Here is a 23,907-nt window from a genome sequence, read left to right on the forward strand (position 1 = left end):
CCCACGAGACGGCTGGTACGATTTCTGACGTGCTGAGCGAGAACCAAGCCAGCACAACAACTCCTTTGCCTGCAGTAGCAAACCGGGCTGGTTCCAACCCGGCTGGTGTTGATCAGGTAAGACCTGTCGGTCCGCAGGGCCGCAGGCGACGTGAGCCAGGAATCCCCCTGTCTTCGGCTGGGGGAGAGTTCAAATCCCCTCCCGGGTGCTGCGCATCGAGCTGAAGCCGGTCAGCCGCACCAGCAGCAGCGAGACGGCGGTGGCGACGACGACGAGGAGGGCCGCGACCGCGCTGGCGTAGCCGAGGTCGAAGGCCTGGAAGCCGTTCTTGTACATCAGGTACGGGACGATGCTGGTGTCCGTGCCCGGGCCGCCCTTGGTGAGGATCAGCACGGTGTCGAAGAAGGTCAGCGCGCCCACCACCATGATCACCGACGAGGTGACCACGGTGTTGCGCAGCTGGGGCAGCGTGATCGAGAAGAACTGGCGGACGGTGCCCGCCCCGTCGATGGCCGCCGCGTCGTAGAGCGAGCGCGGGATGGCCCGGGCGCCGCCCTGGTAGATCAGGGTGTGGAGAGGGATGAACTGCCAGGCGGTCACGAACAGGATGGCGCCGAAGGCGCCCTGGGAGTCGCCCAGCAGGTCGCCGTCCGCGAAGCCGAGGGTGGGCCCGATCTCGGCGATGAGGCCGAAGTTGGGGTCCAGTAGCTGCTTCCAGACCAGGGCGAGGGCCACGGAGGACGCCAGCAGCGGCAGGAAGAAGATCGCCGACAGCACGGCGCGGTTGCGCTGCCGCCCGGCCACCCACACCCCCAGCAGCAGCGCGATCGGCGTCTGGACCAGCCAGGTCAGGACGGTCAGCAGCAGGCTGAGCCAGACCGCCTGGCGCATGTCCGGGTCGTGCCACAGCCGGGACCAGTTGTCGGTCCCGGTCCAGTGGGGGGAGCCGATGCCGTCCCACTCGGTGAAGGCCAGATAGCCGACCAGCAGCATGGGGAGGACGGCGAAACACGCGAAGAACAGCACCCCGGGCAGCGCCCAGACCGCGCCGGGCCGGCCCACGGCATCACGGCCCACGCCCTTGCCGGACGCACTCCTGCCGCTGCCGCCCCGGCCGACGGCGACCTTGCCGCTGCCGCCCTTGCCGACGGCGCCCGCCATTACTTGATGTCCTTCTTCAGCGCCGCGACGAACCCGGTCGGGCTCAGCTGCCCGTTGAACAGCTTCTGGATGTCGGTGTGCAGCGACGGCGTGTTCTTGGCCGACAGCGCCTGGTCCCAGGAGAGGGTGAAGCTCGGGGCCTCACGCACCATGTCGTACTGGAACCGCGCGTAGGTGGGGTTCTCGTGCTCGTTCAGCAGCGAGGTGGCGTCGGAGGTCGTGGGCACGTCGCCGTTGGCTATCAGGTCCTTGGCGTAGTCCTGCTTGGCGGCGAACTTCACGAACTCGATCGCGGCGGTCTTCTTCTTCCCCTTGAGCTTGGCGTTGACGGACCAGTAGTTGGTCGGGTTGCCCACCACGTTCTTCGGGTCGCCCTTGCCGCCCGGGAGGGCCGGGAAAGTGGTCCAGCCGAGCCCCGACTTGGCGAAGTCCGGCTGGTTCGCCTTCTGGTTGGCGTACTCCCACGAGCCCATCAGGTGCATCGCGGCCTTGCCCTTGGCGAAGAGCGTGGAGGCCCCGTCGGCCGTGTAGTTGACGGACTTGTAGTTCTTGCCGAAGGCGCCCCGGTCGACCAGGCTCTTGATCGTCTCGGCGGTCTTCAGCACGGCCGGGTCGTCCCATCCGGAGGCGTCCCCGTTCCGGATCTTCTTGAAGACCCCGGCCCCGCCGTACCGGTCCACCAGGTACTCCACCCACATCAGCTCGGTCCAGGGGTCGGTGCCCGCGAGCGCGAAGGGGGTGACGCCCTTCTTCTTGAAGGTGTCCACGAGCCCCAGCAGGTCGTCCCAGGACTTGGGGGGCCGCGCGCCCGCGTCCTGGAACACCTTCTTGTTGTAGAAGAGGATCACCGGCTGCATGCCGCGCATCGGAATGCCGTAGTACGTGTCGTTCACCGCCCCCGCCTCGAGGATCGTGGGGATGAACGCCTTCTTCAGCTCCGGGTCCTTCTCCAGCGTGGGGCCGAGGTCGACCAGCATGCCCTCCTTGGCGAAGTCGCTGATGCTGCCGCCGCCCCAGTTGAAGAAGACGTCCGGGGCGTTGGGGGTGCCCATGGAGGTGCGCATCTTGTCCGTGTAGCCGTCGCCCGGCACCTCGGTCAGGTTGACCTTCACCTTGGAGGTCTTGTTGAACCGCTTGACGACCGCGCGCTGCACCTTGGTCGAGGCGTCGCCGTAGACCCAGACGTCGAGCGAGTCGTCGTCCGAGCCGCCGGGGCCGGAGCTGCCGCAAGCGGTGAGGGTGGTGGTGGCCAGGAGCAGTGCGGCGGCGAGGGTGGATGCCCGGAGCATCGACCGTGACCTGGGGGTACGCATCGTCATCGTCGCGTTTGCCTTCCGGAAGAAGCCCGATAATTCTCGGAAGTGATTGCGTGGACGCTATGAGGGCGCTGATGCCGTGTCAAGAGGTCGAACAAACGGGAGGCTTCGCCGCCGGAAGGCGGTGTGCGGGACGGCTCAGGAAGGATCTCCGGGCGCGGCCGTGCTCGGCGGGGCCGTGCTGGCGCGGACGACCAGCGCCGTCGCCAGTTCCACCCGGGGCGACTCGACCTCCTCGCCGCGCGCCTGCCGCAGCACCGTACGGGCGGCCAGCTTGCCCATCTCCGCGAGCGGCTGGCGCACCGTCGTCAACGGCGGGGCCGACCAGCGGACTTCCGGAAGGTCGTCGAAGCCGACGACGCTCACGTCCTCCGGTACCCGCAGCCCCCGGCGGCGCAGCGCCTCGATCGCGCCCAGCGCCATCTGGTCGCTGGAGGCGAACACCGCGGTGGGCGGGGTGTCGGTGTCCATGAGCCGGTCGCAGCCCACGAATCCGGACTCGTGGTAGAAGTCGCCCTGCGCGACCAGCGCCTGGTCGTACGGCACCCCCGCGGCCTCCAGGGCGGCCCGGTGGCCGTCCAGCCGGGCCCGGCTGCACAGCAGCCGCGGCGGGCCGGCGATGAAGCCGATCCGGCGGTGGCCCAGACCCAGCAGATGCTCGGTCGCGGCCATCCCGCCCGCCCAGTTGGTCGCCCCGATGGTGGGGGCGTCCAGGGCGGGGGAGCCGGCCGGATCGACCACCACGATCGGCACGTTCAGCCGCCGCAGCTCCTCGTGCAGCACCGGTTCCAGCACGGAGGTCACCAGGATCACCCCGTCCGAGGCGCGCGCCCGCAGGTTCTTCATCCACTGCCGCGCGGCCCCCGCCCGGCCGTGGATGGCGGAGACCACGGTGCCCACGCCGTCCTGGTGCGCGACCTCCTCCACGCCCCGGATGATCTCCACCGCCCAGGGGCTGTCCAGGTCGTTGAAGACCAGGTCCACCAGGGCGGCGCGGCCGCCCGGGGCGGCCTGCCGGCGGCGGTAGCCGTGCCGCCGCAGCAGGTTCTCCACCCGGGCCCGGGTCTCGGGCGAGACGTCCGAACGCCCGTTGACCACCCGCGAGACCGTGGGCACCGAGACCCCCGCCTCCTGTGCGATGGCCGTGATCGTCACCCTGGACCGGGCGCCGCTCTCGGCCCCCGCGCTCTCCGTAGCCATTTCCGCCTCCTCCGCTGACGGGAGTCGCCCCCGCCGCTAGCCTTCCGGGTGCACCCCTCGGAACCTTGCAGAAGTCTTCCGGAAAACCGGATCAGACGTGAAGGGGAACGAGGGACGTCCGTGAAGCTCAAGAGCTTACGCAGCGCAGCGCTGGTGGCCTCGGCCGCGGCGGGCCCGCTCGGTTGAGCTAGCGCTCGTCATGGATGGTCAGTGCTCCGGCGAGGTCGAGGTCGGCGCCGGTGCCGTGTGCCCCGGCGCGGACGAGCAGCACTGCGCCGAGCGCGGTGCTCCAGAACGTCCTGGTCTCCACGCTGAGCGGTCGGCGGGTCCTCCAGCCGCGACTGTCGAGGAGTTGGCTCACGAAACGTTCGGACTGCCGGAACAGCAACTGGAGGTGCCGGTCGACCACGGGGGCGAGTTCGGGCTTGGAGATCCCGGCGGCGAGTGCTCGCGCGACCGAGGGGAGCGAGGGCATGGCCAGTACGGCGCGGGCGATGTTGCGTCGAAATGCCGCCGCGTCGGGGGCTTGGCGGCCGATGCGCTCAATCCGTCGGGCGTCGTGCAGCAAGCCGAGGAAGGCGGCGTGCACGAGCAGCGAGTCCTTGGAGCCGAAGTAGTAGGTGACCTGGTTGGGGAAGACGCCTGCCGCGTTCGCGATCTCCGCGACGCTCACCTCGGCGCCGGGCCGCTCCTTGCAGAGCCCTGCGGTTGCCTCGATCAGCCGGTGCCTCGTCGCGCGACCGCGGTCCCGTGACCGAGCCGGCGTCGATCGAGCTTCGGTTCGCTTCTTCTCCACGCCCTAATTGTATGTGATACAACAGGGCTTCATTCACTTGTATGGCATACAAGAAAGGTTCGTGGGCATGCACGGGACTGAAGTCGTCGTGACCGGACTCGGCGCGATCACGCCACTTGGCGGAGACGTCGAGTCCACCTGGGACGCCCTGCTCGCCGGCGAGTCCGGCATCCGCCGCTGCGTCCTGCCGGGCCACGAGGACACCGGCCTTCCCGACACCGTCGCGGGCACCATGGCGATCGACCCCGCCGAGCCGCTGCTGCCGGTGCAGGCCAGGCGGCTCGACCGCTCGCAGCAGGCAGCCTTCACCGCGGCGGCTGAAGCCTGGGCCGATGCCGGCGCCCCGGAGGTGGACCCGGACCGGCTCGCATCGGCGATCGGCACGGGCATCGGTGGCGTCCGGACGCTGCTGAGGGAAGACGACGTACTGGAGGCGGCCGGGACACGACGCGTCTCGCCACGCCTGGTCCCGATGCTCATGCCCAATGCGGCGGCAGCGCTGATCAGTATCGAATACGGCGCGCGGGCCGGGGTCTACACGCCCGTCTCGGCGTGCTCCTCCGGTGCCGAGGCGATCGCCCTGGGGGCCAGGCTCATCCGTGCCGGCGAGGCGGACGTGGTCATCGCGGGCGGGACCGAGGCCGCGATCACCCCGGTCACCGTCGCCGGCTTCGCCCAGGCACAAGCACTGTCGCGGCACACCGCCGAGCCCGCCTCGGCGTCACGGCCGTTCGCCGCGGACCGCAGCGGATTCGTCCTCAGTGAAGGCGCGGCTGTCGTGGTGCTGGAAAGCGCCGAGCACGCCGGCGCCCGAGGCGCGCGCGTCCACGCGGCACTCGCGGGCGCCGGCATCGCCGCCGACGCTCACCACATCACGGCGCCCGCTCCCGACGGCTCCGGTCAGACAGCGGCCATGCGGAAAGCCCTCGCGCAAGCCGGCCTGGCTCCCGAGCAGATCAGCCACATCAACGCCCATGCCACCGGAACTCCGGTCGGAGACATCGCCGAGGCACGCGCGATCCGGGAGGTATTCGGCCGCGCCACCGTGACAGCCCCCAAGGCGGCGCTCGGCCATCTCTTCGGCGCCGCCGGCGCGATCGAAGCGCTCATCGCCGTCCTCAGCGTGGAGCACGGCGTCATCCCGCCGACCCGCAACCTCACCACGGCCGGCGTCGGCCCTGACATCGACCTCGATGTCGTCGCAGGGCGACGAGACGTCCCCCAAGAGGCCGTGCTCAGCAATTCCTTCGGCTTCGGTGGGCAGAACGTCTCACTCGTCGTCACCAGCGCCCGGCACCACGCGTCCCGAACGGTCTCGACCACACCGTGACCCACACGACGCGTACCCGAAAAACATTCTCCTCGGGGTGTAAGAAACCGCGGCCCTCGACCACTGCCTGGTGAGAGAGCCGAGATGAGGAGACGGCGCGTGACCGACGCCCAACGCTTCCGGGACCTGTACGAGGAGTGCCATCCCCGTGTGCTCGCCTACGCCACCAGCCTGGTGGGCCGGCAGATCGGTGAGGACATCACCAGCGAGACCTTCACCGTCGCGTGGCGGCGGATGCGGGACGTCCCGGCGCAGCCGTTGCCGTGGCTGCTCGGGGTGGCCCGCAATCTGACCCGCGAGCTGCGGCGCCGCGACGGCAGGCAGTACGCCCTGGCCGTGGCGGAGGCGCAGCGCGTCATCACCTCGGGCGCCCAGGTGGACGACGTGGCCGCCGGGGTGACCGAGCGGGCGGCGGCGCTGCAGGCGCTGGCCGGGCTGTCGGACGCGGACCGCGAGGTGCTGACGCTGGTGGCCTGGCATGGGCTCGGCCCGCGACAGGCGGCCCGGGTCCTGGGCTGCTCCACCGCCACGTTCTCGGTGCGGCTGCACCGGGCCAGACGGCGGCTGGAGCGATCGGTGAACGCGATCGGGGGCGCGGCCCCCGGCGTTCCCCGCGTTCCTCGCGTCTCTCGTGACTCTTGCCCGACAGTGACAGCGAAGGAGCACTGACATGGCACGCAAGCGGCCCGATGTCATGAAGACGCTGGCGGACGCCCGGCCCCGGGAGCTCGACCCGGACCACCTGGCCGGCTCCGAACGCGCCCGGCACGACCTGATCGCCATCCTGGCCGGCGCCCCGGAGGGACCGGAGGGCTCCCGGTCCGCCCGGCCCGTAGGGCCGTTCACGTGGCGGTGGGCGCTGCCCGTCGCGGCGACGGCGGCCGTGGCGGGGGTGCTCGTCGCCACCCTGCCGCAGGGCGGCTCGGACACCCGGGACGCCCACGGCTCGGGGGCCACCGGCGGACCCACCACCGGCAGCCCCCGGCACACCCCCGAGAACGGCCGCGTCGCGCTGCTGAACGTGGCCGCCCGGGTGGACCGCGCGGCGGACGAGGGCACGTACTGGCAGACGGCCACGCGGTCGGCCTGGGTCGGCGTCGTCGACCACTCCGGCTCGCTCTTCGCGGTCGTCTCCTCCGAGACACAGCGGTGGTCCTTCGGGGTGCGGCCCGGCACACGGAGCCTGTGGGTCTCGGGGATCGACGCCACCACCCGGCCCCGTACCGAGCGCGACAAGGCGCGCTGGCGGGCCGCCGGATCGCCGGAGGAGCTGACGCTCGCCCACTCCGGGAAGGGCGGCCGGCTCGGACTGCGGATGGAGGTGGGGGCGAGGAAGCGGCCGACGGTGGACCGGATCAACAGCGGCGACCGGATCGCGGCCCTCGGCCCGCACCATGTGACCTACGCGGACCTGCGGAAACTCCCCGGCGACAGCGCGACGTTGGAGAAGGTGCTGGCGGACCTGTACGAGGAGGACGGCGGGAGCGAGATCCGGGGCCGCACCGAGTGGATGTGGCGGCAGGCGGCCAACCTGATCAACCTCCCGGTCAGGGCCGAGGTCCGGGCCGCCGCGTACCGGGTCATCGCGGGGCTGCCGGGCATCCGGTCGCTCGGCGAGGTGACCGACCCGCTGGGCCGCAAGGGGGCCGGCTTCGCCCTGCCCGCGACCGTCCGGCCCGACTACGGGACGGCACGGTCGGAGCTGATCGTGGACCCGGCCACCGGGGCCCTGCTGTCCGACCAGGAGGTGCTGACCGAGCCGGACGCGAAGGCCGCCGAGGCGGGGCTCACGGCGGGCACGGTGGTGAACTACACGGCCACGGTGACGTCGGAGTGGACGGACCGGCAGCTGAAGACCCCAGAGCAACCCGAGTGACCGGTCGAGGCGAGCTGTAAGAACCGTCGGCCGGCGGCCATTTCCTTCTGAGAACACCAACCGAGCAGAACACCAACCGAGCACGCGGCGGGCGTGGACGGCGCCGGGCGGCTGTGGATCTCCGGCTGGGCCCCGGGCGACCGCCACGCCGTGCTGTCCCGCTGGACCGGTACGGCGTGGGCGACCGAGAAGCTGCCCGCCGGGGTCACCGAGCACAGCGAGATGTCCACGGTGTCCGGCATCGCCGGCGTCCCCGGGACGAAGGGCGTGTTCGCCGCGGGGACGGCCGGCTGCGCGAGCGACCCCGTCATGTGCGGGATCGTGGTCTCACGCGACCTGCGCTGACACCACGCCCAGGGCCGCGCCGAGGTCTGCGTCGAGGTCCGCGTCGAGGTCCGGGCCGAGGGCCTCGACCGGGCCCCCGGTGGTACGGGCCGGGTACGCCTGGACGGCGACCCCATCGTCGTCCAGGCACCGCCCCGTCTCCAGGTCGAAGCGCTGCTTCAGCAGCGGCGAGGCGACGAACGGCCGCCCGCCCGCCGACCCCAGCAACCCCCGCGACAGCACATACGCCCCGGTGAACGGATCGCGGTTGTCGATCGCGTACGCCCGCCCCGCGCGGTCCAGGAAGACCGCGACCTGGGCCCCGTCCGGCAGCAGCGCGGCCACCCCGCGCCCCGGCGTCAGGTCGGCGAGGTCGCACACGGCGAACCACCGCTGGTCGATCAGGAGTTCCACGCGGACCGCGGTCCGCTCGAGTGCCATGGTCATCGGCTTGCAGTCCCTTCGAGAGTACGGACGGGGATGCCGGGGCCGGACAGGATCGTCAGGTCCGGCTTCATCTGGTCGCGCTCGGGCACGAACCGCACCGTCGGGTCCGGCGCTCCGGGCGCGTTCACGAAGGACACGAAGCGCCGCAGCCGCTCCGGGTCCTCCAGGGTCTCGGCCCACTCGTCGCGGTAGCCCGCCACATGCTCGGCCATCAGCGCCTCCAGCTCGGCGCACAGGCCCAGCGAGTCGTCCACCACCACGTCCCGCACGTGGTCCAGGCCGCCCTCGATCCGCTCCAGCCAGGCGGAGGTGCGCTCCAGCCGGTCCGCGGTGCGGATGTAGAACATCAGGAACCGGTCGATGAGCCGGATCAGCTGCTCGTCGTCGAGGTCCTGGGCGAGCAGGTCCGCGTGGCGCGGGTCCGCGCCACCGTTGCCCCCGACGTACAGGTTCCAGCCGTTCGAGGTGGCGATCACCCCGAAGTCCTTGCCGCGCGCCTCCGCGCACTCGCGCGCGCAGCCGGAGACGGCCGACTTCAGCTTGTGCGGGGAGCGCAGCCCCCGGTAGCGCAGCTCCAGGTCGATGGCCATCCGGACCGAGTCCTGCACCCCGTAGCGGCACCAGGTCTGCCCGACGCACGACTTCACGGTGCGCAGCGCCTTGCCGTACGCGTGCCCCGACTCGAACCCGGCGTCCACCAGCCGCGCCCAGATCTGCGGCAGCTGGTCCACGCGGGCGCCGAACAGGTCGATCCGCTGCCCGCCGGTGATCTTGGTGTAGAGGCCGAAGTCGCGCGCCACCTCGCCGATGACGATCAGCTTCTCGGGGGTGATCTCCCCGCCGGGGATGCGCGGCACGATCGAGTACGAGCCGTTGCGCTGCAGATTCGCCAGGAAGTGATCGTTGGTGTCCTGCAGCGCGGCCTGCTCGCCGTCCAGGACATAGCCGCTGGCGCCCACCGTCGGCGCGAGCGAGGCGATGATCGACGCCACGGTCGGCTTGCACACCTCGCAGCCGTCGCCGCTGCGCGCCTCCTCCCGGCCGTGGCTGTCCAGCAGCGCGGCGTAGGACGTGATCCGCAGCGTACGGACGATCTCGTACAGCTCGGCCCGGGTGTAGGAGAAGCAGCCGCACAGCCCCTTGTCGACGCTGACGCCGCTCGCCTCCAGTTCGTCGTTGACCAGCGTGGTCAGCGCCTTGACGCAACTGCCGCAGCCCGTTCCCGCCTTGGTGCACTTCTTGACCTCCGGGACGGTGGTGCACCGGTGCTCGGTGACCGCCGCGCGGATGGCGCCCTTGGTGACGTTGTGGCAGTTGCAGATGACCGCCTCGTCCGGCAGCGCGGAGGGGCCGATCGCGGCCGGCGCCCCGAGCCCGGCCGGCAGCACCAGCTGCTCCGGGGCGACCGGCGGCACCGAGCCGGTCAGCGGCCGCAGCATGCCGTACGCCTCGGCGTCGCCGACCAGCACCCCGCCGAGCAGCGCCCCGTCCGCGCCGATCACCAGCTTCTTGTAGACGCCCGCGCGGGAGTCGGAGTACACCACGTCCAGACAGCCCTCGGCGGTGCCGTGCGCGTCGCCGAACGAGGCCACGTCCACGCCCAGCAGCTTCAGCTTGGTGGAGGTGTCGGCGCCGGTGAAGCCGCCCTCGCCCGCGGCACTCGTCTCCGCGATGTCGTCGGCGGCCACCTGAGCCATCTCGTAGCCCGGCGCCACCAGCCCGTAGACCCGGCCGTCGGCGGCCAGCGCGCACTCGCCGATCGCGTACACCGCCGGGTCGCTGGTGCGGCACCGCTCGTCCACCGCGACACCGCCGCGCTCGCCGACCGTCAGCCCGCAGTCCCGCGCCAGTTGGTCGCGGGGGCGCACCCCCGCCGAGAAGACCACCAGGTCGGTGTCGATCGACGAGCCGTCGGACAGGGCCATCGCGGTGACCGCGCCGTCCGCGTCCGCCGTGATCTCCTTGCCGCCGACACCGGTGTGCACGATCAGGCCCATGTCCTCCACGGTCCGGCGCAGCGCGGCGCCGCCGCCCTCGTCCACCTGGAGGGCCATCAGCCGGGGGTTGAACTCCACGATGTGGGTGGTCAGCCCCAGCCCCTTGAGCGCGCCCGCCGCCTCCAGGCCCAGCAGCCCGCCGCCGACCACGGTGCCGGACGAGCAGTTCCCGGCGTACTCCTCGATGGCCAGCAGGTCCTCGATGGTGCGGTAGACGAAGCAGCCCCGGCTGTCCTTGCCCGGCACCGGCGGCACGAACGGGTACGAGCCGGTGGCCAGCACCAGCGTGTCGTACGCGACGGTCAGCCCGGAGCGCGCGGTGACCGTGCGCGCGGCGCGGTCGATGTGCTCGGCGGGGTCGCCCAGGTGCAGCTCGATGCCGTGCCGGGCCATGAAGCCGTCCTCCACGAGGGAGAGGTCCTCGGGGGCCCGCCCGGCGAAGTACGAGGTGAGCTGGACGCGGTCGTACGCCGGGCGCGGCTCCTCGCACAGCACCACGACGCGGGCCCGCTCGGTCACGCCCCGCTCCGCCAGGGCCTCCAGGAAGCGCTGGCCGACCATGCCGTGGCCGACGAGCACGATGGTGGGGGCGGTGGCGGTGGCGGTGGCGGTGGCGGTGTCGGTGGCGGCTGTGGCGGTGTCGGGGTTCGGCGCGTTCTTGGGTGCGCTCATCGTCAGGAGCCTCCATCGTTGGTCAGCAGGTGGAGCAAGGGGGCGGAGGGGAGCGGCTCGTCACCCTCCCAGGTGCGGGCGAGCGCGCCGACGCTGCCGAGATCGCCGAGCAGGATGCCGCCGACGAGACGGTCCCCGCGGACCACGACCTTGCGGTACGCGTTCCGCGTGGCGTCGGCCAGGTGGACGACGTCGTCGCCGGGGGCGGGGGTGGTTTCGCCGAAGGCGGCGAGGTCGAGGGGGCTGAGAGGGCTGTTGGCGGAAGCGAGTGTCAGGCGGGTCAGGGTGCGGCTTCCCGTGTAGCGGTGGCCGGTTCCGTGGCCGTGTGCGGCCCGGTGGCCGAGAACACGCGCCAGCATGTCCGCCTGGTCCTGCGCCGGGCCGGCCAGGCCGTAGAGCACGCCGTCGTGTTCCGCGCAGTCGCCGATCGCGAACACCCGCGGGTCGCTGGTGCGCAGCTCGTCGTCCACGACGACGCCGCGCGCCACCTCGAGTCCCGCCGCGCGGGCCAGGCCCACGCGCGGCCGGACCCCGCAGGCGAGGACGACGAGATCGGCCTCCAGCGCGTATCCGTCCGCCAGTTCCACGGCGCTCACGGCGCTCACGGCGCTCCCGCCGACCGCCTTCCCGCCGTCCGCCGTGCTTCCGCCGCCCTCCGGAGGCCGCGTCCGCAGCCCCCGTACCCGGCACTCCGTGTGGACCTCCACGCCCAGCGTCTCCACATGGCGTCGCAGCACCTCGGAGGCTCCCGCGTCGAGCTGCCGCTCCATGAGGTGTTCGCCCTGGTGGGCGAGGACCACCTGGGCGCCGCGCTGGGCGAGGGCCCGGGCCGCGGAGACGCCGAGCAGGCCGCCGCCGATGACCACGGCGCGCACGCCGGGGCGGACGGCGGCGGCGAGCGCCAGGCAGTCGTCCATGGTGCGGAAGGCGTGGACGCCGTCCGGCAGTTCGTGGCCGTGGGGCCCGAACAGTCCGCGCAGCGGCGGCAGCACCGGGTTGGAGCCGGTGGCCAGCACCAGCGAGTCGTACGGGACGCGGCGGCCGTCGTCGCACACCACCTCGCCCGGGTCCCGGTCGATCCGGACCGCGCGCACCCCGCCGAGCCGTCGGGCCGCGGCGGGGGCGGGGAGGGCGATGACGTCGGGGGCGTAGCGCCCGGCGAGGACCTCGGCGAGCAGCACCCGGTTGTACGCCGGGTGGGGCTCCTCCCCGATGACCGTCACCTCGACGCCGCCCTCGGCGGCCGTCGCGGCGAGCTGCTGCGCCAGCCGGGTCCCGGCCATGCCGCCGCCGACGACCACCACCCGGTGGCGGCTGTCCGGTTCCCTGTTCGACGTCATGCCAGGAAGCCTGCGGGGTGGCTGTTACCCGGCCGCATCACCGCCGTTTCCCCGAAGCAACGCTGCCCTCAGCGCGCCCCGTCAGCCGCTGTGAGCCCCCGGACCCGGCCCCGGACCCGCCCCCGGCGCCGGGTCGCCGAGCCGCAGCGGAAGCTCCTGGGGGCTGTTGCCGACGAAGCTGGGGTGCGGGACGAGCTGCTCGTCGGGGACGGCCAGGTCCAGCCCGGGGAAGCGGGTGAACAGCGCGTCCAGGGCGACCGTGGCCTCCAGCCGGGCCAGGGGCGCGCCGAGGCAGTAGTGGGCGCCGTGGCCGAAGGAGAGGTGGCGGGCGGCGTCCGCGCGGGCGGGGCGGGTGACGTCGAAGCGGCCGGCGTCCGCGCCGTGGGCGCGCGGGTCGCGCCCGGCGGAGGTGTAGGAGACGAGGACGGGGCAGCCCTGGGGGATCACCGTGTCGCCGACGGGCAGGTCGCGGGTCGGGTAGCGGAACGGGAAGAAGCTGACCGGGCTGTCGTAGCGCAGGGTCTCCTCGACCACATCGCCCCAGGACGCCTTGCCGGCCCGCACCAGCTCGAGCTGGTCGCGGTGGGCGCACAGCGCCCGCACGGCGTTGGTGATCAGGTTGAGTGTGGTCTCGTGCCCGGCGATGATCATCAGCAGGAGGGTGCCGATCAGCTCCTCCTCGCTGAGCCGGTCGCCGTTCTCCTCGCGCGCCGCGATGAGCGCGCTGGTCAGGTCGTCCCCGGGGGAGTGCAGCCGGGCGGCGGCCACCTTGCCCAGGACGGCCAGCATCTCGCGGTTGGCCGCCAGAGCGCGGTCGGGGGCGGTCCGGGTGCCGACGATGTCGTTGGACAGGGCGTGCAGCCGGTCCTGGTGCTCGGGGTCGACGCCGAGCAGCCGGCAGATGACGCCCATGGGCAGCGGCAGCGCGAAGTGGCGGCGCAGGTCGGCCACGCCGTCGGGGGTGGCCGCGGCGGCCTGGGCCAGCCGGTCCAGGAGGGAGGCGGTCAGCTCCTCGACGGCCGGGCGCAGCGCCTCGACCCGGCGCGGGGTGAAGGCGCGGGTCACCAGGGACCGCAGCCGCCTGTGGTCGGCGCCGTCGGCGGTGGTCATGCCCCGTACGGTGGCGAAGGTGGCCAGCGGCCAGCCGGGCGGGATCTCACCGTCGCGCAGCGCGGCGAAGTGGCGGGCGTCCTTGGCGACGTCGGGGTGGGCGACGAAGTCCCTGAGTTCGCCGTGGCGGGTGATGGCGTAGGCCGTGACCCCGCCGGGCAGCAGGACCGGCACGGCGGCCCCGCGCTCCCGCAGCCGTTCGTTGACCGTGTGCTGGCCGGCTCCCGTGGGGTCCAGCCGGTGGGGCGCCGGGGCGGCGTGCGGTACGGGGCATCGGCCGTCGGTCATGGGGAGTCTCCTGAGACTGCTGCCGCGAGCTGGGGGGCGGTGAACCGCACCGGCAGCCCGGCCAGGTTCTTGGACCAGGGCGAGGTGATCCAGGAGAGCTGGTCCTCCGGCACGGCCAGTTCGAGGTCCGGCAGCCGGTGCCGGAGGGTGTCCACGGCGGTCCGGGTGATCAGCCGCGCCGGGTCCTGCGCCGGGCAGGTGTGCGGGCCGGCGCTGAAGGCGAGGTGCGAGCGGTTGCCGACGACCGGCCGCCCGTTCTCGGGCAGCACCTCCGGGTCGGCGTTCGCCCCCGCCAGGCCCAGGATCAGCATGTCCCCGGCGCGGATGTGCTGCCCCCCGAAGCGGAGGTCGCGGGTGGCGTAGCGGCCGGGGAAGTTGGCGGTGGGCGGATAGCGCCACAGCACCAGGTCCAGCGCGTCGTCCACCGTGAGGTGGCCGCGGGTCAGCGAGGAGCGGAAGCCCGGGTCGGTGAGGAGGATCCGCACGGTGTCGGCGATCCAGTTCACGGTCGTCTGGTTCCCCGCCACGATGATCACCACGAGGTTGTGCAGCACCTCCTGGTCGCTCAGCCCGACCGGGTGCTCCAGCAGCCAGGACGTCACATCCGCGCCCGGCCGCCGCTTCTTCCGCTCGAGCAGCTCCAGCAGGATGGAGCCCATGCGCCGGTTGGCGCCGGTGGCGGCGGCGGTGGGGGCGACCACGGCGGCGATGGCCTCGACCAGCCGCGGCCCGCTCTCCTCGTCGAGGCCCAGGATCTGCGTGACGACCTGCAACGGGAGCAGCCGCGCGTACTGCGGCACCAGATCCGCCTCGTGGCGGTCCGCGAAGCCGGCGATGAGCCGCTCGGCGGTGGACCGCACCATGCGGATCAGCTCGTGCCCGTCGAGCCGTCCCAGCGCCTCGGCGACCGCCGAGCGCATCCGGCGGTGCTGCTGGCCGTCGGCGAACAGCAGCGCCGGGCGCCAGCCGACCATCGGCATCAGCGGCGAGTCGGGCGGCACGCGGCCGTCCCGCAGCGGAGTCCAGCGCCGGGGGTCGTGGGAGAAGTACTGCTCGTCGCGGGTCATATGGAGCAGCTCGCGGTGGCCGAGCACCAGCCACGCCTCGATGCCGGGGGCGATGGCGACGGGCACGACCGGGCCGTGCTCGCGGCGCATCCGCTCGTACAGCGCGGACATGTCGCCCCGCAGCGTCGGCCCGTACAGCGGGACCGGGGTGTCAGTCGCGGCCCCAGCCGCCCCAGCGGCCCCAGCCGTCCCAGCGGCCCTCATGACGCCTCCGTGGCGGTCTCTATGAGATGGCTGACCAGCGAGATCAGCGCCTGGACCGAGGACTTGTGCTCCCGCGCGTCACAGATGACCAGCGGGGTGTGCGGGAGCAGGTCGAGCGCGGAGCGCAGATCGTCCTCGCTGTGCAGCACGCTGTCGGGGAAGGCGTTGACCGCGACGGAGAACGGGACGTCCAGGTCCTCCAGATGCCCGATGGCGTCGAAGGACGCCTCCAGGTCCCGGGTGTCGACCAGCGCGAGCGCGCCCAGCGCGCCGCGCGCCAGGTCCTTCCACGCGGGGAGGAAGCGCTGCTGGCCCGGGGTGCCGAACAGATAGAGCACCAGCTCGCCGCCGAGGGTGATCCGGCCGAAGTCCAGGGCGACCGTGGTGGTGACCTTGGACGGCCGCACGGCGGTGTCGAGCCGGGCACCCGCCTGGGTCATGGTCGCCTCGGTGGACAGCGGCTTGATCTCCGACACCGTGCCGATCAGCGTGGTCTTGCCGACGCCCATGGGGCCGACGACCAGGATCTTGGCCGCGCCGGACACGCTGGACTGCACGTATATGACGGGTGTGTCGGACAGATCGTCCGCGTCGTCGGTGTCCTTCACGTCGTCCATGCTGTCCACGTCGTCCACACCGTCCATGTCATCCGCGCCGTTCGCGCCGTTCGCGCCGTCCCTGTGATCCGTGTCATCCGCGTCGTCTGCTCCGTCCGCGTCGTCCGTTCCGCCTGTGTCGTCTGTGTCGTCCGCTCCGTCCGCGATCTCAGAGCTTGCTCTCAAGCCCATGGAGCACCTTTCTCAGCAAGTCCATATCGGCACGCTCGACGACCCGGACCGGCGGGCGCGCCACGATGTGCCCCCAGTCGATGAGATCGGCCAGCAACACCTGCACCACGGTCGGCGGCTGGCCGAGGTGCGCGGCCACCTCCGCCACCGACAGCAGGCCCTGGCAGAAGTCGACGATCCGCCGGTACTCCGGCTGCAGATCCGGGGGCGGCACGCTCCCCGAGGCCATGACGAGCGTCTCCCACGGCAACTCCGCCCGTGAGGAACCCGCGCGGCCACGTGTGATCACGTAGGGCCGCACGGCCGCGGTGGTCCGTTCCTCTCGGGGCTCGGTCATGACGCCGGGTTCATCGGCTCCCGGGGAAGGCTGCTCAGGTGGGCGCCGATCTTCGCCACCAGCAGCTGCATCTGCTGGGCGACCAAGCCGACGTCCGCCTCCGTATCGGTGGCCACCCCCAGGGACGCGCCCTGGCCGGCCGAGGTCAGCAGCACGAACCCCCGGTCCGACTCGACCATCAGCTGCCGCACCCCCGCCTCGCCCCCGAATAACAGCGCCGCCGTGGAATGTCCGGTCACCGTGAGCGCCGCGCAGGCGGCGGCCAGCGACTCGGCCTCCGCCACGTCCAGCCGGGGGACCTCGCCCGTCAGCCCCTCGGCGGAGCCGTGTCCCATGCGCAGACCGTCCTCCGAGACGACGACCGCGTGCCGCACGCCCGGGATCTGCGTCAGCGGACGCAGCATCCATCCAACGTCCGGCAGTCTGGATATGGTTCCGGCCACTACCGGCCTCCTTCTCGATCCGCTCGGTCCTGTCGGTCCTGCTGGAGCTGTGGGTCCTGTCGGTCCTGCCAGTCCTGTCGGTCCTGTCGGTCCGCGTTCCGTGGTGTGTCAGCCGCTTCCGCGCGTCCGCGGCGGGTGCCGGACACGATGTCGGCGATCGAGGCCCGGGCGGCCTCGGGGGTCCACGGGCCCGCGGCGGAATCGGTGCGAGCGGGAGCGAATTCGCCCCCGGCCCCGTTCCCGTTCCCGCCCCCGGCTCCGCCCCCTGGCGGCTTCGGGGCCGGACGGCGGCGGCTGCGCCGCTGCGGCAGCCCGCCCGCCCCGGAGCCACCGGCCCCGTATCCGGCCCCGTTGTCGGCCCCGGCGCGGGCCGGCGCGGCCGGGGCGACCGCGGTCTCGACGACGACCGGCTCCGCGTCCACCGCGGCGCCCGCGCCCGGCGCCTCGCCCGTGGGCTCGGTCAGCAGCCGGTGCGGTACGAAGACCACCGCCCGCGTCCCGCCGTACGCCGACGCGGTGGACAGCTCCACACCGAAGCCCAGCTCCCGCGACCACCGCCCGACACACGCGAGGCCCAGCCGCGGCACGGCCCCCAGCTGCGCCAGGTCAAGGCCCTCCCGAAGCTGGGCCACGGCCTGCGCGAGCACATCGGGCGGCATGCCGAGCCCGGCGTCGTCGATCTCGATCACCGCGCCCGCGGCCACCTCCCGGACGGTGACGGCGACCTGGGTGCGGGAGGGGGAGAAGACCGTGGCGTTCTCCAGCAGTTCGGCGACCGCGTGCATCAGGCCCTCGACGGCGGGCGCCACCGCGTACAGCGTCTGCCCGCCGTGCACATCCACCCGCTCGAACTCCACGATCCGCGACTGCGCGCCGCGCACGCAGTCGAAGAGCGTCACCGGCCGGGTCTCGCGCCGCGCGGGCCAGATGCCGCACATCACCATCAGCGTCTGCGCCTTGCGGGTCATCTGGGCCGCGGCGTGGTCGGCCTTCATCACCTCGGCCATCACGGCCGGCTCGTCGACCCGCTGCTCGAGGCCGTCCAGGACCTGCTGCTGCACCACCGCCATGGCGTGCATGTTCCGGGCCACGGACTCGAAGGACGCCTGGACGGAGTCGCGCAGGATCCGCTCCCGGCGGGCCGTCTCGTCCAGCTCGGCCCGCACGGCGGACAGCCGCGCGACCTCCTCGCCGCGCTCGGCCGCGAGGGCCCGCTCCCGCTCCGCCGCCGCCCGCTCCCGCTCCGCGTCGGCCCGCGCCTCAGCGGCGACGGCCCGCTCCCGCTCGGCCGCCGCACGCGCCTCGGCGACCGCTCTGCGCAGCTTGGCGGCCCATAACGAGGCCAGCAGCAGCGCCAGTACCAGCGATACGGACGCGACGACGATGACGGCCACCGTCCCCGACAGCACCTTCCTACACCTCCACCCGGGACGCGGCCAAGAACGGGCAGATACTACTGACCAACTGATCAGTTGTGTCCGGTAGTTGTCAAACTTCCACGTTCGGCCTACGGGCTCTGCACGGCGAGCAGTCAGAGTCTCGTCTCGCACGGCAGCCGCAGCAGCAGCCGGGCCCCTCCATGAGGGCTGTTGTGGACGGTCAGGGTTCCGCCGTGGGCGTGCGCGATGTCCTTGGCGATCGCGAGGCCGAGGCCGGTGCCGCCCTCCTGCCGGGCGCGGGCGCCATCCAGCCGGGTGAAACGCTCGAAGACGCGCTCGCGGTCGGCTTCGGGTATGCCGGGGCCGTCATCGTCCACGGAGACCTCGGCCATGCCGTCGCGGACCCGGACACCGACGGAGACGGTCGTGCGCGCGTGTCTGCGGGCGTTGTCGGTGAGGTTGGTGAGCAGCCGCGAAAGCTGTACGCGGCTGCCGTGGACGACGGCGGGCCGGACGTCCCCGTCGCCCGCCCCGACCGTGCCGGGATGGCGCCGTACCTCCTCGGCCGCCAACGCCGCGAGGTCCACGGGGGTGCGGGGCGGCGTCTCCTGTGCGTCCAGCCTGGCGAGCAGCAGCAGGTCGGAGGCGACGGCCTGGAGGCGCCCGGTGTCCTGGAGGGCCTTGTGCACGACGGTCGGCCAGTCGGTCCGCGAGGGGCGGGCCAGGGCGAGTTCGAGCTGGGCGCGTACGGCCGCGATGGGGCTGCGCAGCTCATGCGAGGCGTCCGCGACGAACTGGCGCTGCCGGGTCATGGCCTGGTGCAGCCGGTCCAGGGTGGCGTTCATGGTCCGCGCCAGCCGGAATATCTCGTCGCGCGCCCTGGGGACCGGGACCCGGCGGTGCAGGTCGCGCTCGGTGATCTCGGTGAACTCCTCCCGTATCGCGGCCACCGGGCGCAGCGCGCGGCCGACCAGCAGCCAGGTGAGGGCGGCCACGAACAGCACGAGCCCGGCCGCCGCGGGGGCGACCTGGCGCAGCAGCAGCCGGGTGGCGTTGTCGCGGGCTGTGGTCGAGGGGGCGACGTCTACGCTGTACGCCACGTGGGCCGCCCCGGTGAGGTAGACGGGTGCGCCGCTGATCACCTTGCTGTCCGGCAGTGCCACCTGGCGGCTGGAGTGGATCTTCCGTCCCTCCACGGCCTTGATGGTCACCGGCTGCGGGGCGACGACCACCGCCGAGCGCCGCAGCTTCCCGGATGCCGTCAGTTGGTCCTCGACGCTGAGGGCGGCCCGCTTGGCATCCGTCTTCGCGCTGTCGCTCAGGTTCTGCCGCAGGACCAGTACCAGGGCCAGCATGCACAGCGCGATCGCGAGGGCGACGGTGCCGACGGCGGCCGACGTGGCCTTGGCGCGGACACTCATCCCGGTCAGCAGGCTCATGGATCTCATGGCGCGGTCACCCCCCGTCGCGGGCCAGCAGATATCCCGCGCCCCGTATCGTGCGGATCGCCTGCCGGCCGTACGGCACATCGATCTTGCGGCGCAGGGCTCTGATGTAGACCTCGACGAGATTGGCCCCGCCGTCGTACTCGGTGTCCCACACCGTGTGAACGATCTCGGACTTGGAGACCACCTGTCCGGCGCGGCGGGCCAGGCACTCCAGCACGGCGAACTCCTTGGCCGTCAGCGTGACGCTCTCCTTCCCCCGGCTGCAGGCCAGGGCCGCCGGCTCCAGCCGCAGATCGCCCAGGTTCAGCACCTCGGGCCGGTCCAGGCCGCCGCGCCGCACCAAGGCCCGCACCCGCGCGATCAGAACGACGTAGGAGAACGGCTTGGTCAGGTAGTCGTCCGCCCCGACGTCGAGGCCGTCGGCCTCGTCGTATTCGCCGTCCTTGGCGGTCAGCATCAGGATCGGGGTCCAGACGCCGGCCTCCCGCAGCCGGGCGCAGACCTGATAGCCGGACAGGCCGGGCAGCATCACATCCAGCACGATCGCCGCGTACCCGGTACCCCGGGCGAGCGCCAGGCCACCGCGCCCGTCGTCGGCCGTCTCGACGGTGAAACCTTCCTGCTCCAGCCCTTCTTTGAGGAGTTCGCGGAGCCGGAGGTCGTCTTCCACCACGAGAATGCGCACGGGAGCAGCATGGCACGCGCGAGCTGAGTCCTCGCTGAAGAGCTTTCAGCGAGGACTCAGCGTCGGTAGGCCACGGTGGTGTGCACCGACGGATCGAGAGTCCGCCGGGTTCATGTCCCCTGGTGAGGAGAACACTTGTGACTCGCTCCAGCTCCACCGCCACCAAGCGCCGGGGCGTCGCGATCGCCGCGGCGGTCGGCGTCCTGACGCTGGGGGCCACGGCCTCCGCCTCGGCCGCCGGCCCGTCGCACACCGCCTCGAAGGCGAGCGCCGACGCGGGGATCGCGGCCAAGGGGCTCGTGCTGTGCGTGGCCACGGCCGACAAGCCCGTCCCGGACGCCAAGACCATCGAGGTCGAGTTCACCGAGGGGGTGATCGAGCCCACCGAGGCGGCCAAGGCCACCGAGGCGGCCAAGATCACCGCGACGGCCAAGGTGCGCAAGGCGGTCAAGTTCAGCCCCTCCGTGGTGCGGGGCCCCCACGGCAGGCCGGTCCACGCCTGGAAGTGCCCCGTGCCTCCCTCGCCCGGCGAGCCGGGCAAGCCGGGCAAGCCGGGCAAGTGGTGCCGGGTCCTGGCGGTCAAGGGCGCTGGCACGGTCTGGAAGAAGGACACGGTGACGGACTGCGACGCCACGCTCGCTCCGGCGACTCCGAAGAAGCGGTAGCGCACGGTCGAGCCCCCATGAGGACCGTCGGCCCCCGGGGGGCCGACGGTCCCGTGAACTCTTTTCCTCCCATCGGGCGAGTAACGGTGACCGGTCTGTGCGACGAAAGGTGTCCGCGGTGTTCCTCTTCCGCTACTCGATGGCCGCGCTGACCCGTCTGACCAGTTGGGTCCGGCTCCGGAAGGGGTTCCCCGCGTCGGCCGACGATGTGTTCGACGACGCGGAGGGCCGGCCCGTCCGCCATTGCGAGGACTGTGGCCGGACACGGTTGTCAGAGGCCTCGGAGGACGGCTTCCACACCTGTGTCTTCTGCGGTTCCGTCGACGTCGGCGCCTGACCTGGCCCGTATGCAGATCATTTCGAGAGGTCGGGACACGTGAAGAGACAATCTGCGCAGGATGCGGCGCCGCCCGCCGAGGACTCGCCGTGGAGTGCCCACGCGGCGGCACTCGTCCGGCGGAACCCCGAGACGTCCTGGTGGGTCGGCGTCTACCGGCGGAGTCTGTCGGTGACCACCCGCCGGGCGCTCGCCCAGCGGTTCTCCCCCGAGGTGCGCAGCCAGGTCAAGCGGCGCCTCGCCGCCGTCCCGACGCCCGCGTCCGGCGTGGGCCGGGTACGGGCCGCCCGCGAACTGCGCCGCCTCGGGGGCCTGCTCACCGGCCCGGACCGGGCGCTGCACAGCGTGCGGGGTGTCCCCAAGGTCACTCTGGTCCGCCAGGCCGTCTCGCCGCTGCAGGCGCGCGGCGACAACCTGGCCGCGGTGTGCGGGGCCCTGGACGCGGCGCACGTGGACTACTTCTGTGTGCGCGGCGGCCGCGACGGCTCGGCCGTGGTCGCGGCACCGGCCGAGGACCGCTCCCGTGTCCTCGAGGCCCTGGCCGAACTCTGCGCGCACCTGCCCGGTTATGTCTCCCCCACGGACGGGCGGGCCCGTACGCCCCGCTCCTCCGAGCCCGGCTTCGACCCCGCCTCCTGGCAGAAGCTCGCCACCGCGGAGGTGATCCGCATGACCTGGTACCACAGCGACCCCACCGGTCGGCTGGTGCTGGGTCCCGAACACGGCTGCGACGTGGAGTTCTGGCCGGCGGACGGAGACCGGCTGCTCGCTCCCCGCCCGAACCGGGTGGCCGATCAGGTGCCCCGCTGCGACGCGCCGCAGCGGGTCTCCGACTCGGTGTTCACCCGGCTCGCGCCGACCGCGGGCCGCCCGCTGCCCGAGGTGCGCACCCGCCGGGAGTTCGCCGCCCCGCGGCCCGATGACATCCGGTTCCCCATCGACGTGGTCTACACCTGGGTCGACGGCCAGGACCCGACCTGGCTGCGCCGCCGGGCCGAGGCCGCAGGGGAGGCGTACCACGAGGAGGCCGCGAACGCGGCGCGGTTCATCAGCCGCGACGAGCTGCGCTACTCACTGCGTTCCCTGCACCAGAACGCGCCGTGGATCCGCACCGTGTTCCTGGTGACCGACGACCAGACACCGTCCTGGCTGGACCCGGGCGCCCCGGGGCTCCAGGTGGTCAGCCACAAGGAGATCTTCACCGACCCGAGCGTGCTGCCGACCTTCAACTCACACGCCATCGAGAGCCAGTTGCACCACATCGCCGGTCTGTCCGAGCACTTCCTCTACTTCAACGACGACGTTTTCCTCGGCCGGCCCACCACCCCGCAGGACTTCTTCCACGCCAATGGGCTGACCAAGTTCTTTCCCTCCCCCGCGCTGATCCCGCCCGGCGAGCCGTCCACGGAGGACGTGCCGGTCTCGGTCGCCGGGAAGAACAACCGGGCCCTGCTCCGGACCCGCTTCGGCTCCGTGATCACTCAGAAGATGAAGCACACCCCGCACCCGCTTCGGCGCAGCGTCCTGGAAGAGATCGAGACCGTCTTCGCCGACCGTCACCGGGCTACCGCGGGCCATACGTTCCGCAGCATGGAGGATCTGTCCATAGCCTCCTCGCTCCACCACTACTACGCCTTCCACACGGCCCGCGCCGTCCCCGGCAGCCTCCGCTACGCCTACCTGGACCTGTCCCACCCGAACACCGCGACACGGCTCGCCACGTTGCTGGCGCGCCGGGACCGCCAGGTGTTCTGCCTCAACGACACCGTCTCCGACGAGCAGGACATCGACGCACAGCAGGCCCTGCTCGGACCGTTCCTCGACGCGTACTTCCCCGTCCCTTCTCCGTACGAGAAGGGCGCACACCGTCGGTAAGCCGGCGCATCGCACTGGCTAGGCTCCTGATCATGCCTGACATATCGCTGGTGACGTTGCTCCTGCTCTGCCTGGCCGCGGCCGGGGCCGGCTGGATCGACGCCGTGGTGGGAGGCGGGGGCCTCCTCCTGCTGCCCGCCATGCTGGTGGGACTGCCGCACTTCCAGCCCACCTACATCCTCGGCACCAACAAGGCGGTCGCGATCGTCGGCACGACCGGGGCCGCCATCACCTACACCCGCAAGGCCCCGGTCGACATACGGCTCGCCACCCGCATCGGCGCGGCCGCCCTCGCCGGCGCACTCGGGGGCGCCTTCCTCGCCTCCGGCATCAACAGCGGCGTCCTGCGCCCGCTGATCATGGTGGTCCTGCTGGCCGTGCTCGCCTTCGTCCTCCTCCGCCCGGCCTTCGGCACCGCCCCGGCCCCGTCGGGCCCCGTGAGCCGGCAGCGCGTGCTCGCCGCGATCCTCGCCGTCGGCCTCGGCATCGGCTTCTACGACGGCCTCATCGGCCCCGGCACCGGCACCTTCCTGGTCATCTCCCTCGTCGCCACCCTCCACATGAACCTGGTCACCGCCTCCGCCACGGCCAAGGTCGTCAACGTCTGCACCAACTTCGGCGCGCTCGTCACCTTCGCCGTCCAGGGCACCGTCCTGTGGCGCATGGCGGCGCTCCTCGCGCTGTTCAACCTGGGCGGCGGGATGCTGGGCGCGCGGATGGCGCTCAAGCGCGGGAGCGGGTTCGTCCGGGGGGTCCTGGTGGTCGTCGTGGTGTCGCTGGTCTGCAAGCTGGCGTACGACCAGTGGCTGGCGTGAGCGGGCC

General features: G+C 72.4%; 23 protein-coding genes. 8 read left to right on the forward strand and 15 right to left on the reverse strand.

Features of this window, described 5'->3' with window-relative positions; all coding sequences use genetic code 11:
* Positions 1-189: 189 nt before the first annotated feature.
* The 4 genes from ABFY07_RS21350 to ABFY07_RS21365 all read right to left on the reverse strand — a co-directional run bounded on the left by ABFY07_RS21350 (position 190) and on the right by ABFY07_RS21365 (position 4,473).
* Positions 190-1,161, reverse strand: a complete 972-nt coding sequence (locus tag ABFY07_RS21350; RefSeq protein WP_346176034.1) for a carbohydrate ABC transporter permease — start codon at positions 1,159-1,161, stop codon at positions 190-192.
* Complete coding sequence (locus tag ABFY07_RS21355) at positions 1,161-2,450, reverse strand: ABC transporter substrate-binding protein (protein ID WP_346176035.1); 1,290 nt, start codon at positions 2,448-2,450, stop codon at positions 1,161-1,163. Before ABFY07_RS21355 ends, ABFY07_RS21350 begins: the two co-directional genes overlap by 1 nt.
* A gap of 165 nt (positions 2,451-2,615) precedes the next feature.
* The gene (locus ABFY07_RS21360; RefSeq protein ID WP_346176036.1) at positions 2,616-3,677 is read right to left on the reverse strand and encodes a LacI family DNA-binding transcriptional regulator; all 1,062 of its coding nucleotides are present in this window, start codon (positions 3,675-3,677) and stop codon (positions 2,616-2,618) included.
* A gap of 187 nt (positions 3,678-3,864) precedes the next feature.
* Positions 3,865-4,473 carry a TetR/AcrR family transcriptional regulator C-terminal domain-containing protein gene (locus ABFY07_RS21365; protein WP_346176037.1) on the reverse strand — a complete coding sequence of 203 codons (609 nt, stop codon included), beginning with the start codon at positions 4,471-4,473 and terminating at the stop codon, positions 3,865-3,867.
* Positions 4,474-4,540: 67 nt separating this feature from the next.
* Between ABFY07_RS21365 and ABFY07_RS21370 the strand changes: the two genes are divergently transcribed.
* The 4 genes from ABFY07_RS21370 (at position 4,541) to ABFY07_RS21385 (ending at position 8,024) form a co-directional block, all read left to right on the forward strand.
* Entirely contained in the window at positions 4,541-5,803 is a 1,263-nt protein-coding gene (locus ABFY07_RS21370; protein WP_346176038.1) for a beta-ketoacyl-[acyl-carrier-protein] synthase family protein, read from the forward strand.
* A gap of 99 nt (positions 5,804-5,902) precedes the next feature.
* On the forward strand, positions 5,903-6,472 hold the full coding sequence (locus ABFY07_RS21375; protein ID WP_346176039.1) for an RNA polymerase sigma factor: 570 nt from the start codon (positions 5,903-5,905) through the stop codon (positions 6,470-6,472).
* A 1-nt stretch (position 6,473) separates the two neighbouring features.
* Positions 6,474-7,679, forward strand: a complete 1,206-nt coding sequence (locus ABFY07_RS21380) for a CU044_5270 family protein (RefSeq protein WP_346176040.1) — start codon at positions 6,474-6,476, stop codon at positions 7,677-7,679.
* Positions 7,680-7,772: 93 nt separating this feature from the next.
* Entirely contained in the window at positions 7,773-8,024 is a 252-nt protein-coding gene (locus ABFY07_RS21385; RefSeq protein ID WP_346176041.1) for a hypothetical protein, read from the forward strand.
* Here the strand turns inward: ABFY07_RS21385 and nirD are convergent.
* The 11 genes from nirD to ABFY07_RS21440 form a co-directional block, all read right to left on the reverse strand.
* Positions 8,007-8,450, reverse strand: a complete 444-nt coding sequence (gene nirD / locus ABFY07_RS21390; RefSeq protein ID WP_346176042.1) for a nitrite reductase small subunit NirD — start codon at positions 8,448-8,450, stop codon at positions 8,007-8,009. The two genes, ABFY07_RS21385 and nirD, sit on opposite strands and share 18 nt — an antisense overlap.
* Positions 8,447-11,008 carry a nitrite reductase large subunit NirB gene (gene nirB / locus ABFY07_RS21395; RefSeq protein WP_346176071.1) on the reverse strand — a complete coding sequence of 854 codons (2,562 nt, stop codon included), beginning with the start codon at positions 11,006-11,008 and terminating at the stop codon, positions 8,447-8,449. The genes nirD and nirB overlap by 4 nt, the downstream gene beginning before the upstream one ends.
* Before the next feature lie 113 nt (positions 11,009-11,121).
* A complete protein-coding gene (locus tag ABFY07_RS21400; protein WP_346176043.1) occupies positions 11,122-12,459 on the reverse strand; it encodes an NAD(P)/FAD-dependent oxidoreductase in 1,338 nt (445 codons plus the stop codon).
* A gap of 81 nt (positions 12,460-12,540) precedes the next feature.
* The gene (locus ABFY07_RS21405; protein WP_346176044.1) at positions 12,541-13,857 is read right to left on the reverse strand and encodes a cytochrome P450 family protein; all 1,317 of its coding nucleotides are present in this window, start codon (positions 13,855-13,857) and stop codon (positions 12,541-12,543) included.
* Complete coding sequence (locus ABFY07_RS21410) at positions 13,854-15,128, reverse strand: cytochrome P450 (RefSeq protein WP_428836976.1); 1,275 nt, start codon at positions 15,126-15,128, stop codon at positions 13,854-13,856. The genes ABFY07_RS21405 and ABFY07_RS21410 overlap by 4 nt, the downstream gene beginning before the upstream one ends.
* Positions 15,125-15,910 carry a GTP-binding protein gene (locus ABFY07_RS21415; RefSeq protein WP_346176046.1) on the reverse strand — a complete coding sequence of 262 codons (786 nt, stop codon included), beginning with the start codon at positions 15,908-15,910 and terminating at the stop codon, positions 15,125-15,127. Before ABFY07_RS21415 ends, ABFY07_RS21410 begins: the two co-directional genes overlap by 4 nt.
* Positions 15,894-16,253, reverse strand: a complete 360-nt coding sequence (locus ABFY07_RS21420) for a DUF742 domain-containing protein (protein WP_065959019.1) — start codon at positions 16,251-16,253, stop codon at positions 15,894-15,896. The genes ABFY07_RS21415 and ABFY07_RS21420 overlap by 17 nt, the downstream gene beginning before the upstream one ends.
* Positions 16,250-16,696, reverse strand: coding sequence for a roadblock/LC7 domain-containing protein (locus tag ABFY07_RS21425; protein WP_065959016.1), 447 nt, complete (start codon positions 16,694-16,696; stop codon positions 16,250-16,252). The genes ABFY07_RS21420 and ABFY07_RS21425 overlap by 4 nt, the downstream gene beginning before the upstream one ends.
* Complete coding sequence (locus ABFY07_RS21430) at positions 16,696-18,105, reverse strand: ATP-binding protein (RefSeq protein ID WP_346176047.1); 1,410 nt, start codon at positions 18,103-18,105, stop codon at positions 16,696-16,698. The genes ABFY07_RS21425 and ABFY07_RS21430 overlap by 1 nt, the downstream gene beginning before the upstream one ends.
* 122 nt (positions 18,106-18,227) lie before the next feature.
* Positions 18,228-19,523 (reverse strand): sensor histidine kinase, encoded by a 1,296-nt coding sequence (locus ABFY07_RS21435; RefSeq protein WP_428836977.1) that lies wholly within the window; start codon positions 19,521-19,523, stop codon positions 18,228-18,230.
* Positions 19,524-19,530: 7 nt separating this feature from the next.
* Positions 19,531-20,208: a response regulator transcription factor gene (locus ABFY07_RS21440; protein ID WP_346176048.1), complete on the reverse strand. Its 678-nt coding sequence runs from the start codon at positions 20,206-20,208 to the stop codon at positions 19,531-19,533.
* Positions 20,209-20,345: 137 nt separating this feature from the next.
* Here ABFY07_RS21440 and ABFY07_RS21445 point away from each other — a divergent pair, with 137 nt between their 5' ends.
* The 4 genes from ABFY07_RS21445 (at position 20,346) to ABFY07_RS21460 (ending at position 23,900) form a co-directional block, all read left to right on the forward strand.
* Positions 20,346-20,873, forward strand: coding sequence for a hypothetical protein (locus ABFY07_RS21445; protein WP_346176049.1), 528 nt, complete (start codon positions 20,346-20,348; stop codon positions 20,871-20,873).
* Positions 20,874-20,970: 97 nt separating this feature from the next.
* Positions 20,971-21,210 carry a hypothetical protein gene (locus tag ABFY07_RS21450; RefSeq protein WP_346176050.1) on the forward strand — a complete coding sequence of 80 codons (240 nt, stop codon included), beginning with the start codon at positions 20,971-20,973 and terminating at the stop codon, positions 21,208-21,210.
* 39 nt (positions 21,211-21,249) lie between these two features.
* Complete coding sequence (locus tag ABFY07_RS21455) at positions 21,250-23,085, forward strand: stealth family protein (protein WP_428836978.1); 1,836 nt, start codon at positions 21,250-21,252, stop codon at positions 23,083-23,085.
* 32 nt (positions 23,086-23,117) lie between these two features.
* A complete protein-coding gene (locus ABFY07_RS21460) occupies positions 23,118-23,900 on the forward strand; it encodes a sulfite exporter TauE/SafE family protein (protein ID WP_346176051.1) in 783 nt (260 codons plus the stop codon).
* Positions 23,901-23,907 lie beyond the last annotated feature (7 nt).

The sequence above is a fragment of the Streptomyces sparsogenes subsp. cuspidosporus genome (assembly GCF_039532705.1).
Classification (GTDB): domain Bacteria; phylum Actinomycetota; class Actinomycetes; order Streptomycetales; family Streptomycetaceae; genus Streptomyces; species Streptomyces sparsogenes.

Bases quoted from the DNA above. Each gene is read 5' to 3' on its own strand.
- ABFY07_RS21350 (WP_346176034.1), bottom strand. From the start codon at position 1,161: ATGGCGGGCGCCGTCGGCAAGGGCGGCAGCGGCAAGGTCGCCGTCGGC.
- ABFY07_RS21355 (WP_346176035.1), bottom strand. From the start codon at position 2,450: ATGCTCCGGGCATCCACCCTCGCCGCCGCACTGCTCCTGGCCACCACC.
- ABFY07_RS21360 (WP_346176036.1), bottom strand. From the start codon at position 3,677: ATGGCTACGGAGAGCGCGGGGGCCGAGAGCGGCGCCCGGTCCAGGGTG.
- ABFY07_RS21370 (WP_346176038.1), top strand. From the start codon at position 4,541: ATGCACGGGACTGAAGTCGTCGTGACCGGACTCGGCGCGATCACGCCA.
- ABFY07_RS21380 (WP_346176040.1), top strand. From the start codon at position 6,474: ATGGCACGCAAGCGGCCCGATGTCATGAAGACGCTGGCGGACGCCCGG.
- nirD (WP_346176042.1), bottom strand. From the start codon at position 8,450: ATGACCATGGCACTCGAGCGGACCGCGGTCCGCGTGGAACTCCTGATC.
- nirB (WP_346176071.1), bottom strand. From the start codon at position 11,008: ATGGTCGGCCAGCGCTTCCTGGAGGCCCTGGCGGAGCGGGGCGTGACC.
- ABFY07_RS21400 (WP_346176043.1), bottom strand. From the start codon at position 12,459: ATGACGTCGAACAGGGAACCGGACAGCCGCCACCGGGTGGTGGTCGTC.
- ABFY07_RS21405 (WP_346176044.1), bottom strand. From the start codon at position 13,857: ATGACCGACGGCCGATGCCCCGTACCGCACGCCGCCCCGGCGCCCCAC.
- ABFY07_RS21410 (WP_428836976.1), bottom strand. From the start codon at position 15,128: ATGAGGGCCGCTGGGACGGCTGGGGCCGCTGGGGCGGCTGGGGCCGCG.
- ABFY07_RS21420 (WP_065959019.1), bottom strand. From the start codon at position 16,253: ATGACCGAGCCCCGAGAGGAACGGACCACCGCGGCCGTGCGGCCCTAC.
- ABFY07_RS21435 (WP_428836977.1), bottom strand. From the start codon at position 19,523: ATGAGATCCATGAGCCTGCTGACCGGGATGAGTGTCCGCGCCAAGGCC.
- ABFY07_RS21460 (WP_346176051.1), top strand. From the start codon at position 23,118: ATGCCTGACATATCGCTGGTGACGTTGCTCCTGCTCTGCCTGGCCGCG.